Raw genomic sequence first — 12,735 nt, forward strand, 5'->3', positions numbered from 1 at the left:
ATTAGAGGTGTAAGTCAGCCATTGTCTTGGTCTCCTGTTTCTCTGGGTGGTATCACAGTCACAATGTCTAATCCTACAGCTACAAACGTTCGTGTTACTTTAACTGGTCCTAGCGCTAGTCTTTCTTTGCCTCAGACTTTCGAGTTGGTCGGTCGTGATACTAATGGTGCTCCTGTCGTCAAATATGGTTTTACTTTGAAGCAGTGGTTCTTCAACAGTCCTGCGAGGACAAATTATTCTTCTGCTTTATCTTGGTGTAATAGTATTGGTCGTCGTCTGCCTCGCGTAGAGGATTTAACCAATGCAGTTCGTACAGATGCAGTCGTACCTAGCGCCACCCCTTCCTCACGGGGTAATTATTTTATGCGTCATATAGGTTCTGGTTTTTTAGCTGAGTGGGGTCGTATGCCTGATTATTCAGGCGCTGGCTTCAACAACTACTACGTTTGGTACTGGACTAGTGACCTGCGTGGTTATGAACACTTTTCCGTGGGCATAAAAGACGGTTACGTGCGTTGGAACTTCTACGAAAACTCCACACTTTGCTCCTCTTAGTTTTTATTCCTTCGTCCTTAATCCTTAGGGCGGGGATGGGGGTAATTAAAAATAGTATTAAGTCATTAAAAGTAAACTAAGAGTCAACGCCTATCGAGTGATAGAAAACGATATTGTTGTTTTAAAGCGATAAGTCATCCGCCTCATTTGAGGCGGATTTTTTAAGAGGTTTAAAAAAAGTTGAGGAGCGGGGTTTTTGAAACCTTGATATTATTCGGCAAATTTATTTTTATGATCATAACGATTGTAATGAATATCATCACTAATTAAATAATTATAGATATCATCAACTATCTCTATGCCATTTTTTAAGTAATCGGCTTCACGTTTTTTGCTTCTTTCGCCTGGAAAGAAGATTTCACTATTGCCTTTGGCTGGTTTGGTTTGTTTTAGTTGGTCAAGCATAGCTGACATGGTTTGTTTAAAGATTTCGAGTCCAACAAAGTATTGTGGGTTGATCACAATATGCAGATGACCAAGGTTGCGCCCTTGGGATAGATCCGCATACATTGATGACACGTTTTTACCAAATGGTAAGCCAAGTAATATGCCTGAAAGTACATCGACCATCATCATTAGTCCATAACCTTTGGCATCGGCTATTGGTAGTAGGGCGTTTACTTTGTGGGGATCGGTTGTTGGTTCACCATGTTCATCAACCGCCCATGTTGGGGGAATGGAGGCGCCTTTTGATCTGGCGTATAAGACTTTTCCCCAAGCTTGGACAGTGGTTGCCATGTCAAATGAGACAATCCTTTCGTCGTTCGTTGGTGCTGCAAATGCGATTGGGTTGGTTCCAAAAAATTCTTCCGCGCCACCATATGGAACCGCCATTGGGTCAGATTGGCACATGGATATGGCGACTAAGTTTTGTTTAGCTGCCATTTCGGTAAAGTAACAAAGCGAGCCACTATGTGACATTCGACGAATTCCGACTACGGCAACGCCATTTTTCTTCGCCATTTCTATGGCTTTGTCCATACCAACTTTAGCGGCAACTAATCCGCATCCGTTATCAAAATCTAATATTGCTGATGATGGACCGGTTTCTTTATAGGTGACATTGGGGGAGTGAGTCATGCCTCCTTTTGCAATGCGTTCAGCATAATATTCAACTCGTACGGCGCCATGCGAGTGGATGCCTCGTGCATCGGCAAATGCAAGCGTATCGGCAGCAATATCGGCGTGCTCTTGAGTTAATCCAGCTTTATGTAGTTTTTTGGCAATTAAGTTGTGTAGTGTTTGTCTGTCTAGTCTCATTTTATCACTCCTATCTATAGTCGCTATTTGGTGATGATAGTGCCTTTTGTTTGTGCTAATAGCGATTCGATATCTGTTAAGTTGCCAATATAGGCGGTATTGCCAGTTTGTTCGACAAATTCAATAACGGATTTGATTTTTGGTCCCATAGCACCATCATCGATTGCCATTGGTTGTATTCGTTTGGTATCAACCTTGCCTAGAGCGGTTTGCTCAGGTGTGCCCCAGTTTTCATATACGGCGTCAGTGTCGGTTAATATCATTAAGTGGTCCGCCTTTAGTTCGATTGCCAGTTGGGCGGCGCTATGATCTTTGTCGATAACCGCCTCGATACCTTTATAACCCGATTTGTCTTTTATTACGGGAATTCCACCCCCACCATTGCAGATGACGATGGTATCTTGGTTAATTAGCTCTTTGATGGTATTAAGTTCGATAATTTTTTTCGGTTTTGGGGATGCAACAACGCGTCTTAGGTATTTGCCATCTTGTTTAAATTGCCAACCATATTGGGCTTGTAGTTTTTGTTGTTCTTCAGGTTGATATACTGGGCCTATAAATTTGGTTGGATCTTTGAATGATGGGTCGTTGCTGTCTACTTCGACTTGTGTTAATACGCAGGTCACTTGGTTGACATATTGCTGTAAGCTTCGCTGTATCATATACCCTAACATGCCTTGTGTTTGAGCAACAAGGACATCGAGCGGGTAGGCGGGTACGCTTGGGTAGCTGGCATTTTGTAGAGCAAGTAATCCAACTTGTGGTCCATTGCCGTGAACAATAACAAGTCGATATTTATTGGCTAATTTGGCAATAAATTGGGTCGTGCTGTTGATGTTTTGGTATTGGTTGTCAATAGAGAGTAATTCATTTCGTTTTGAAATCGCATTACCACCTAATGCAATAACTATTAGTTCCATACGGTGTCCTTTATTTTTGTTTAGATGTCCACATCCCGATGACAATCTTTTGAGTAGATATAACTCAGTGGTTGTTGGCCAACAGCGTAACACGCTTGTAGCGCATAGGCTCCCATAAAGATGTAGTCGTCTTTTTTAACCGGTATCCACTGGTTATCAAGTAGGTACATACCTTCACCACTAAGTAAGTAGGCGCCGTGTTCTTGTACATGGGTTTCGATATAGCCATGACTTGCACCCGGTAGGAAGGTAAGAATATGGAAGTTCATATCAAAACCGAGTTCTTTGGGGAGAAGGTCTTGTATAAATACGTTATCCATATTTTCATAATTCATGCGCTCTAGTTGTTGAATATGATTAGCAATCACACGTGTTTGATAACCGGAAATAGGGTTGTAGCGACGTTTGTACAGGAATAAGCGTGATGAAGCGGTCATATTTTGTAAATAGAGTTTAACCCCAGCGGGGCAGTAGATGTAGCCACCAGTTTGTAAACGGTGTGATTGGTCATTGGCTTTTGCGTTGACGTCACCCTCTATCACATAGGCAAATACTTCAATATCATCATCCCCAAATCCTTGTAAGTTTTGACCACCTTGGTGCATGGTGACAAGGTAATCGACAAAGGATGCTCCTAGTTTAGGTGTGGCTAAGATGGTGATGTCACAATTTTCAAAACCGGGAATGATATTTTTAACTAAGCCATCAGGCGGTATTAAGGCAAAATTATGACGTTTGATTATCGCGCGGGACGCTAATAGGTCTTTTGGGTAGCCGATGTTGTTATTGATATATCCCATAATGATCTCCTTGGAACATATGCTTTAGATTTAGGCAAGGTTTGCCGTGAGTACTACTTTTTTCGACTATTTATCAAATATCGATAAATAGTCGATGCTTTTGCGTGAATCAGTTGGTTATGTGTTTACGCAAATTAATTAAAAAGAATAATGCTGTTGCAATAACTAAGATTGCAATAGCTACATAGAACCCCGTAATTTTGGTTCCTGTTATATCCGCTAATAATCCAGTTAATGGTGGTGCTATCACTGATGAACTCATGCCAAAGAAGTTAAATACACCAAATGCTGTGCCGTAACTGCTTTTTGGGGCAATTTCAGCCACGTGAGATATTAGAATCGGTTCAACAACAAACTTGCCAAATAATCCATAGAGGATTAATCCCATCAGTAATAAGGTGATGGTGGATGATTGGACTGCCATAAATAGTGTTCCGGCTGAAAGCAGTTCTAATACGATAATAAAGAATAGTCGTTTAGCACGAAATTTATCCGAGATTTTACTGATGACAAGTGCGCCAGGAATAGCGGCGAATGCGACTAAAGATGATGCAGAGCCAATGCTTCCGCCAGTAAAGCCTCGTTCAGTTTCAAGAAAGTTGGGTAACCAGCTTACCACCATGTAATAGCCATAGCATGTTGCAAAGTACATAATGTAACAAGCCACCATTGGGCTACTAAAGAAGTTATGTTTTTCTTTCGGCGCCGTTTCCGTTTTCTGTTTTTGGGTGATGACGCTTTTAATCGATGGCTCTTTAATGATAATTGCAAATCCAGCAATTAAGCAGAGTGTTAGAGCCGCAATAATATAGAGCATATATTGCCATGGCATATCCAACGCTTTAACTAAGAAGCTGGTGGATAATAAGCAAACGCCCATACCTAACGCCGCACCAGTGTTGATAATGGCAGAGGCGAAACTACGATTTTCAGCTGGAATATTTTCGGCTGATAGTGACCAAGCAGAACCATAGTAAGAGCCACAACCAAGACCTGCCAGTAAGCTACCAATATAGATCATCATCATTGAGTGTGCATTACCAATCATGATAGCGGCAATGGTAAAGAGTATGAAGCCAGGAATCACGACGGCTTTTTTACCATATTTGTCAACTAAGATCCCAGCTGGAATTTGCATTAAGGTGTAGGAAAAAAAGTAACAGCTAGCAATTAAGCCCAGCTCAGTATTTGATTGTGGTCCTACAGTTTGTTGAATTTCAGGAAAAATCGCTGCTAATACGGGGCGATAAATCCACATCACTAACCAACCGAGGAATAATAAAGCGACGATTTTATGCCAGTACTGTATGCCACCTTTTTTTTCTGTCATTTTAATTCCTTATTATTCTTGATAAGCCAATTGGTAAAGGGCATAAGTTAATGCTTTTATTCCTTCAACTAAGTCTTCGGTTTTAGTATCTTCAGCAGGGTTGTGGCTGATGCCTTTGATGCTTGGTACAAATAACATGGCGGTCGGTACTCGTGGTGCAAAAATTTGTGAGTCGTGACCGGCACCACTATGCATTACGCGATAGCTTAGTTTTTCTTGGTTGCAGATGTTTTCGAGCATTTTTATGAGTTTGTCATCCATTGGAATTGGGGCTTCATCCATCCAACGATTTATTTCGATCTCAAGGCCTAGTTCTTTGGCGATGCGGATCATGTCAGCTTCAATCTCTTCGGTAAAGCTTTTAAGTTCTTCTTGGTTAGTGTGACGACAATCTATTGTGAACATCACTTCCCCCGGAACGACGTTAACCACATTGGGTTTTGGTTCAACATGACCGAAGGTTAATACTAATGGATCACCCACTTTAATTGCTTTGTTAATGGATTCGTTGCAAATTCGGCTAAAAGCGTAGATAGCATCTTTACGGTAACTCATTGGTGTGGTGCCCGCATGATTTGCTTCACCTATTAAGCGGATGTTGTAACGACGTTGTCCAACGATGCTGGTTACAATCCCTATGCTTTTTTCTTCCCGCTCAAGTACGCCTCCTTGTTCAATGTGTAACTCTAAAAAGGCTTTGATATCGGTTCGTGCTTTTTGGGTGTTAAATTTAAATCCGCAGTTGTTCATCGCATCGACAAATTTAATGCCATTGTTGTCTTCGATATCGGCAACATCATCATTGTTGGCGATGGCAAATACGTTTTTGCTTCCCCAAAAGACATAAGGAAAGCGACTACCTTCTTCTTCTGCCATGGAGATAAGTTCTAAGGTTCGTAATGGTTGGCCGTAGTTCTCTTTTAGGTATTTCATGGCAAGCATAGCTGCAATGATGCCAAGTTGGCCGTCAAGTTTGCCACCATTAACAACGGTATCAACATGCGAGCCAGACATGATGACTTGTTCTTTATATTTACTGCCTTCAAATCGACCATATAAGTTACCAATATCATCAAAATAGGTGTTCATGCCAATTTGTGAGAGTTTTTCTTTAATTGCATTTTGGGCAGTAAGCCATTGTTCAGTATAAAGTAATCGAGTTGTTCCGCCTTGTTCTAAACCACCAAAGCTCGATATCCATTTAACTGCATTAGCAACATCATCATATAAAATATTCATAAATATTTACCTGCTATTTAAAACTCCATCATCGTTAACATTTTGCTTTTAATGTTAACCGCACATATCGTGTCGATACTACGGATCATTTTAAATGTTTTTTTTGTTTACCATACTATTAATATCAAATAATAATGTGATCAAACTAGCTTTTTTATATTTGTGAAATTTAATTAAATTAAGTAGTTATTATTATAAAAAATTTTTTAACAATCTTTTATGATACTGATTTTAAATAATATTATATTTTTGATATCGTTAATGTTTTGTGATGTATAACCTGCTTATTGTTTATTTTTTCCGTAATATATAAATATAATCTAACTATTAGATTTTTTTAATGAGCTTAATGAGGTTCAAAGTTAACAGTATTTATCCTATTTGAGGGGCCTATTCTCATGATTCAATCTTTTATAAAAAAGGGAAGCTTTCAAGATTCTGTTAGTTTGATGTTGATATCAAAAAAACTGAGTAATCTTGATGAGGTTGATGAAGTATCTGTCATGATGGGTACTCCTGCCAATAAATCTTTATTAACCGCAACAGGTTTTTGGAGTGATAGTTTTAATGATGCAACGCCAAATGATATTTGTGTCGCGATTAAAACCAAAGATGATTCTAATGATGTTGTCGAGTTGATTAGTCAACAACTTGAGGATGCACTAAAAAATATCGCTCAAGCTCAGCAAGGTGGTGCAAAACTACTTAAAGCAAGGCGTTTAGCTAGCGCAACGAAAAAATTACCTGATGCTAATTTAGTGTTAATTTCGATTGCTGGGGAGTACGCCGCTGAGTTAGCTGATCAAGCTTTAGATGATAATAAGAACGTGATGATTTTTTCTGATAATGTATCAATCGAAGATGAAATCCGTTTAAAAACTAAAGCGTCTAAAAAAGATTTAATTGTGATGGGCCCCGATTGTGGGACGGCCTTTATCGCGGGGGCACCCTTAGCGTTTTCTAATGTTATTCCTAAAGGGAATATTGGGGTAATTGGGGCGTCTGGTACGGGTATTCAAGAAGTGGTTTCACAAATCGCTCTATTGAATCAAGGTATTACGCAAGCTATCGGTTTGGGTGGGCGTGATTTGTCGCTTGAAGTCGGGGGGATTAGTGCGCTTACTGCCTTAAATATGCTCGCTGCCGATGCTGATACACAAGTGATTACCTTTATTTCTAAACCGCCAGCAGACAGTGTGCGGGAAAAAGTGATTTCAGCCATGAAGTTAATCCCTAAACCGGTGGTGGCTTTATTTTTGGGCTCGAAAATCGATAAACCTCAAGACGATAATATCTATTTTGCACGCACATTAGATGAAGCAGCTCGATTAGCCTGTTTATTAAGTCCAGTTGAAGCGATAGCGAATAAGTTGCCTAATTTAGCCAATAAAACGATTACAGGATTATACACTGGCGGTACCTTAGCTTCAGAAGCGGCGATGTTGCTTGCTCAAGAACTAAATCTCACTACCAGTCATCATCACGATAAAGGGATTATGTTAGATCAACAGGGGCATAAAATTATTGATTTAGGTGATGATTTTTACACTGTAGGTAAACCTCATCCTATGATTGATCCATCTATTCGCGAAGATAAAATTGCTCAGCTTGGTGAAAATCACGACGTAGGTGTATTACTTGTTGATTTGGTTATTGGCTATGGCGCAAATGCCAATCCGGCTGAGTCAGTCATTTCAGGTTATCAAAAAGCCTGTGCTAAACGAGGTGATAATCATCCACTGATAGCTATCGCAACCGTGACTGGTTCAGAGCAAGATCCGCAATGTCGTAGTAAGCAAATTGAAGCGTTAGAATCAGCGAATATTGTTGTAATGAATAATTTACCGGAAGCTATTTTGTTAGCCAAAAAACTGATTACACCGGTTAACTCAAATAATTTCATTAAACCATATCCTTTATTAAGCCATATTAGTGTGATTAATGCTGGTTTAAGAAGTTTTGCTGAAGATCTTCAATCATCGAATATTCCTGTTGTGCATTATCAATGGGCGCCAATAGCCGGCGGTAATAAAAAATTAGCGGCTATTTTGCAAAAATTAAATTAAGAGGTTTTGATATGTTACGTACTGCAATAAATGAAGCAAACCAAAAAATTATTGAACGAATTAAAGCTGCTAGACCTCATTGGGTAGGCGTTATATCCGCCAAAGAAGCTGTACCAACCTTGGCGCAAGGTAAAAAATTACTTCACGCTGGACCACCGATTGTTTGGCATGATATGACTGGGCCAATGCAAGGTGCTTGTATTGGTGCTTGCTTGTTTGAAGGCTGGGCTCAAGATGAGAAGCAAGCTTTGCATTTGTTAGAGTCAGGCCAAGTTGAATTTATCCCTTGCCATTCTGTTAATGCAGTTGGTCCAATGGGAGGAATTACGTCAGCCAATATGCCAATGATTGTGGTTGAAAACATTACCCATGGTAATCGTGCTTACTGCAATTTAAATGAAGGTATTGGTAAAGTGATGCGTTTTGGTGCTTATGGTCAGGAGGTTTTAGACCGTCATCGTTGGATGAAAGAGTCGTTAGGGCCAGCCTTGAATGATGCATTAAAACTGTTTGATAATGGTATCGATTTAACCGCTTTGATGGCACAAGCTATTACAATGGGTGATGAATTCCATCAACGTAATATTGCCGCTTCAGCATTATTATTAAGAACGCTTTCACCAAAATTAATTTTACTTGATCGTAGTAAAGCGGAAATGGAGAAAATCTTTAGCTTTTTAAGCGTGACAGATCAGTTCTTCTTAAATGTTGCTATGGCATTTTGTAAATCAATTATGGATAGCGCAGCGCAAATTAAAGAGGGATCTATTGTTACAGCAATGACGCGTAATGGTAAAGAATTTGGTATTAAAGTCAGTGGTCTTGGCGATCAGTGGTTTACCGCGCCAGTTAATACTCCACAAGGCCTATTCTTTACTGGTTATTCACAAAAAGATGCAAACCCAGATATAGGTGATAGTGCTATTACTGAAACCTTTGGTATAGGCGGGGCGGCTATGGTTGCAGCGCCAGGGGTAACTCGCTTTGTTGGTGCCGGTGGCACGGATGTTGCATATGAAGTATCTGAAGAGATGAGTGAAATCTATTTAGAACATAATATGTTATTCCAAATTCCTACATGGAATTTCCAAGGATGCTGTTTAGGCTTAGATCTTCGTTTAGTTGTCGAAACCGGGATCACGCCATTAATTAATACTGGTATTGCCCATAAACAAGCAGGAGTGGGCCAAATTGGTGCAGGTACAGTTAGAGCACCGTTAGCTTGTTTTGAAAAAGCACTCGAGGCATTAGCAAAAAAATTAGACGTATAGGCTATGAGTTTGATGTATGTAGATGATGAATGCTTAAATAAGTCGCTAAATAATCAGCGACTTACTATCCCCGCTGTTGATTATTTGCAAGAGCGTGGTTTGTCGCAAGCATCTCATATTATCAAACCACTTTTAGTTAGTGCGGATATTCCGATAAAAGCGGGTGAGTTGTCGCTCTTTAGTTCTCATCAGCAAACGATTAATTTAATCAATGATGATCAGCAATTAATTACTATACATCGTTATAACAGCGGTTTGTCGCCCATGGGCATTGTACTTAAATCGTCTGATTTTGATTATGTTTTGTCGTTAGTTAGTGATTTATCTATTTATCAATCGGCTACGGGTGATTTGCAAGTTGGGATTTTTTTAATTTCACTTGATACGCATGTTTGTCAATTAAATGTAAAAAAACATTCATTAGTTAATAAATCACAAATTGCTAATCTATTGAAAGAGATAGAAAATCCTACCGGCTTATTTGGTAAATTAAGCGACAATTTATCGGGTCAATATCAACTCGAATTATTATGTAATACCATGACTAATTTGATGAATGGTAAAGCAGATGATATTACGCCATTTATTGGCTTAGGACCGGGTTTAACGCCAAGTTTTGATGATATTATCGTGGGGATGTTGGCGGTTATCTCAAGCGATTGCCGTTTTGACAATCAAATTCGACAGCTTAAATTCGCCTTTGAGCGTTTGTCATTACATTTGTTAACCACAACTGTTAGTGCTAGTTTTTTGACTTATGCACTGCAAGGTAAATTTTCGTTGTTGGTGCTACAAGTGATTAATTCATTTGCACAACATAAATATCACCATTCATCAATAAAAAATTTATCGAATTATGGTCACACCTCTGGATCCGATCTCTTACTTGGTATATGGTTAGGTATTGATCGTTTTGTTTTAAGGGATTAAATCGTGCTAGATACAGAAACCATGCGGACCTTTATTAAAGTAGTTGAGAGCAATAGCTTTTCAAAAGCGGCTAAGCTACTTTACAAAACACCAGCAGCAATTAGTTATCGTATTAAATCATTGGAAGCTGATCTTAATACTCAACTTTTTGAACGAACCACACGGACTGTGACACTAACGCTGGCAGGGCAACATCTTTATGAGCAATGTAGCCAATGGTTGCTTTGGTTATCAACCATGCCTGATGAGTTACAACAGATTCGTGATGGTGTTGAGCGAAAAATTAATATTACCATCAATAATCTGCTCTATGATGTTGAGGCGGTAGCCGATTTGTTGACGTTTTTAAAAGAGAAATTCCCTTTTACTACTTTCAATATAAATCGACAAGTTTATATGGGAGTGTGGGATTCGTTATTGCATGGTGAGTGCCATTTAGCGATTGGCGCAACAGGCACTGAATCGCTTGATACGATGATTAATATACTACCTCTTGGTGAAGTAAGTTGGGTGTTTGTGGCAGCCAAAAATCATCCGATCACCCAAATTGATGGGGCGTTATCTAATGATACTTTACGTAAGTATCCGGCAATTAATGTTGAAGATACCTCTGTGCATATGAATAAACGAGTGGCTTGGTTATTACCTAGCCAATCTGAGATTATTGTGCCAAATATTACCACTAAGTTGGCTTGTCATTTAAGAGGATTAGGTATTGGTTTTTTACCCAAATCAATCTGCCAATCTTATTTAGATTCAGGTGAATTGATTGCCTGTAAAGTGGTTAATGAACGTAAGCCATCGCCATTGTCATTAGCATGGAAAAAATCGCATATGGGCAAAGTGATGAATGAAATTGTTAATCTGTTTAAGTTTCATCATCCCATTGCCAATAATTTTTTGAAAAATATAGATAAGAGAAGATGAGTTAGTGTAATCTTCAAACAATTAACTCGATATTAATAAAGGAAAAAATAATGTTAGACCTAGATAAATATGACCAAATTAATCCGCCTACGCGACTATTAATGGGACCAGGTCCAATCAATGCTGATCCTCGTGTCACTAGAGCGATGGCTGCACCTTTAATTGGCCAGTTTGACCCAGTTATGACTGATTATATGAATCAGACTATGTCACTTTATCGAGATATTTTTAAAACCAAAAATGAGCAAACTTTTGTTATTGATGGTACTGCAAGAGCCGGTATTGAAGCCGTTCTTGTGTCAACAATTAAACCGGGTGAAAAAGTATTAGTACCCGTATTTGGTCGTTTTGGTTTATTACTTTGTGAAATTGCCCACCGTTGTCGTGCTGATGTGCATACTATTGAAGTGCCATGGGGTGAAGTTTTTGATCCTAATGTTATTGAAGATGCTATCAAAAAAGTCAAACCCAAACTATTACTTTGCGTGCAAGGTGACACTTCAACCACATTATTGCAACCATTGGATAAAATTGGTGAAATTTGTCGTCGCCATGGTGTGTTGTCTTATGTCGATGCAACTGCTTCGATTGTGGGTAACCCACTTGAAGTTGATAAATGGCAACTTGATGGCGTTTCAGTGAGTTTACAAAAATGTTTAAGTGGACCTCCAGGTGTTGCTCCTCTTACTTTAAGTCCAAAAATGGTCGAAATTATTCAAGCTCGTAAATGTGTTGAACTGGGTATTCGTGCTGAAAATGATGCGGGTGGCCGAGATGAGATGATCTATTCTAACTATTTTGATATCGATATGATTATCCGTTACTGGAGTTCTGAACGTATCAACCACCACACTGAAGCGACCTCAATGCTTTATGCTGCACGCGAATGTGCTCGAATTGTGTTACAAGAAGGTTTAGATAACGTGATTGAGCGTCATCGCGTTAATGGGGCTGCAATGGTTGCTGGTTTACAAGCTATGGGACTTGAGCTGTTTGGCGATCTCGATCATAAAATGAATAATGTCGTTGGTGTGGTTCGTCCGGAACATATTAATGACCTTGAAGTTCGCAATTTAATGTTAAATGATTTTGGTATTGAAATCGGTGCTTCATTCGGTCCGCTTAAAGGCAATGTATGGCGTATTGGTACTATGGGCTATAATGCTAGAAAATCTTGTGTCATGCAAACATTAACCGCGTTTGAAGCTGTGTTAAATCGAGTTGGTTTTAAAACAGTACAAGGGGCTGGTTTACAAGCTGCCTGGAACGTTTATAACAGCTAATAATTAAATAATAATAAAAGTTCACTGAAGTGAGCGGAATTATACCCATTGGATTTTTGAGCTTTTAATTTAGAACGAAGTAATTTGTTGGTCAAAATGTCAACAAATTACTCTAAAAATAGAGTAAATTTAAAATAGTAGCAAAAATGTTAAC

The 12,735-nt window shown here is 39.1% G+C and carries 10 protein-coding genes and 1 pseudogene; 6 read left to right on the top strand and 5 right to left on the bottom strand.

What is annotated here, in order from left to right; translation table 11 throughout:
- Positions 1-555, top strand: a pseudogene (locus tag J3U16_RS07345) (hypothetical protein); the annotation flags it as partial.
- Positions 556-765: 210 nt separating this feature from the next.
- Here the strand turns inward: J3U16_RS07345 and allD are convergent.
- From allD to allC, 5 genes are all read right to left on the bottom strand, one after another.
- Positions 766-1,815 (bottom strand): ureidoglycolate dehydrogenase, encoded by a 1,050-nt coding sequence (gene allD / locus J3U16_RS07350; RefSeq protein ID WP_065562620.1) that lies wholly within the window; start codon positions 1,813-1,815, stop codon positions 766-768.
- A gap of 23 nt (positions 1,816-1,838) precedes the next feature.
- Entirely contained in the window at positions 1,839-2,735 is an 897-nt protein-coding gene (locus tag J3U16_RS07355) for a carbamate kinase (protein WP_267338750.1), read from the bottom strand.
- A gap of 20 nt (positions 2,736-2,755) precedes the next feature.
- Positions 2,756-3,535 carry a (S)-ureidoglycine aminohydrolase gene (gene allE, locus J3U16_RS07360; protein WP_220225963.1) on the bottom strand — a complete coding sequence of 260 codons (780 nt, stop codon included), beginning with the start codon at positions 3,533-3,535 and terminating at the stop codon, positions 2,756-2,758.
- A gap of 109 nt (positions 3,536-3,644) precedes the next feature.
- A complete protein-coding gene (locus tag J3U16_RS07365; RefSeq protein WP_065733976.1) occupies positions 3,645-4,865 on the bottom strand; it encodes an MFS transporter in 1,221 nt (406 codons plus the stop codon).
- 12 nt (positions 4,866-4,877) lie between these two features.
- Positions 4,878-6,104 (bottom strand): allantoate deiminase, encoded by a 1,227-nt coding sequence (allC, locus tag J3U16_RS07370; protein ID WP_267342781.1) that lies wholly within the window; start codon positions 6,102-6,104, stop codon positions 4,878-4,880.
- Positions 6,105-6,502: 398 nt separating this feature from the next.
- Between allC and fdrA the strand changes: the two genes are divergently transcribed.
- Genes fdrA through J3U16_RS07395 form a run of 5 tightly spaced genes read left to right on the top strand, consistent with a single transcriptional unit; the run spans position 6,503 to position 12,581 of the window.
- Positions 6,503-8,170 carry an acyl-CoA synthetase FdrA gene (gene fdrA / locus J3U16_RS07375; protein WP_267342782.1) on the top strand — a complete coding sequence of 556 codons (1,668 nt, stop codon included), beginning with the start codon at positions 6,503-6,505 and terminating at the stop codon, positions 8,168-8,170.
- Positions 8,171-8,181: 11 nt separating this feature from the next.
- Positions 8,182-9,441, top strand: a complete 1,260-nt coding sequence (locus J3U16_RS07380) for a DUF1116 domain-containing protein (RefSeq protein WP_065562974.1) — start codon at positions 8,182-8,184, stop codon at positions 9,439-9,441.
- Positions 9,442-9,444: 3 nt separating this feature from the next.
- A complete protein-coding gene (locus tag J3U16_RS07385) occupies positions 9,445-10,371 on the top strand; it encodes a DUF2877 domain-containing protein (RefSeq protein WP_267342784.1) in 927 nt (308 codons plus the stop codon).
- 3 nt (positions 10,372-10,374) lie between these two features.
- Complete coding sequence (allS, locus tag J3U16_RS07390; protein ID WP_065562976.1) at positions 10,375-11,298, top strand: HTH-type transcriptional activator AllS; 924 nt, start codon at positions 10,375-10,377, stop codon at positions 11,296-11,298.
- Between the two features lie 50 nt (positions 11,299-11,348).
- Positions 11,349-12,581 carry a pyridoxal-phosphate-dependent aminotransferase family protein gene (locus J3U16_RS07395; RefSeq protein WP_267342786.1) on the top strand — a complete coding sequence of 411 codons (1,233 nt, stop codon included), beginning with the start codon at positions 11,349-11,351 and terminating at the stop codon, positions 12,579-12,581.
- The last annotated feature ends 154 nt before the right edge of the window (positions 12,582-12,735 follow it).

Source organism: Gilliamella sp. B3023, from assembly GCF_026536845.1.
GTDB classification, from domain to species: Bacteria; Pseudomonadota; Gammaproteobacteria; order Enterobacterales; family Orbaceae; genus Gilliamella; species Gilliamella apicola_E.

Excerpts from the sequence above, each read along its gene's own strand:
- allD (WP_065562620.1), bottom strand. The coding sequence starts at position 1,815 with ATGAGACTAGACAGACAAACACTACACAACTTAATTGCCAAAAAACTA.
- J3U16_RS07355 (WP_267338750.1), bottom strand. The coding sequence starts at position 2,735 with ATGGAACTAATAGTTATTGCATTAGGTGGTAATGCGATTTCAAAACGA.
- allE (WP_220225963.1), bottom strand. The coding sequence starts at position 3,535 with ATGGGATATATCAATAACAACATCGGCTACCCAAAAGACCTATTAGCG.
- J3U16_RS07365 (WP_065733976.1), bottom strand. The coding sequence starts at position 4,865 with ATGACAGAAAAAAAAGGTGGCATACAGTACTGGCATAAAATCGTCGCT.
- allC (WP_267342781.1), bottom strand. The coding sequence starts at position 6,104 with ATGAATATTTTATATGATGATGTTGCTAATGCAGTTAAATGGATATCG.
- fdrA (WP_267342782.1), top strand. The coding sequence starts at position 6,503 with ATGATTCAATCTTTTATAAAAAAGGGAAGCTTTCAAGATTCTGTTAGT.
- J3U16_RS07380 (WP_065562974.1), top strand. The coding sequence starts at position 8,182 with ATGTTACGTACTGCAATAAATGAAGCAAACCAAAAAATTATTGAACGA.
- J3U16_RS07385 (WP_267342784.1), top strand. The coding sequence starts at position 9,445 with ATGAGTTTGATGTATGTAGATGATGAATGCTTAAATAAGTCGCTAAAT.
- J3U16_RS07395 (WP_267342786.1), top strand. The coding sequence starts at position 11,349 with ATGTTAGACCTAGATAAATATGACCAAATTAATCCGCCTACGCGACTA.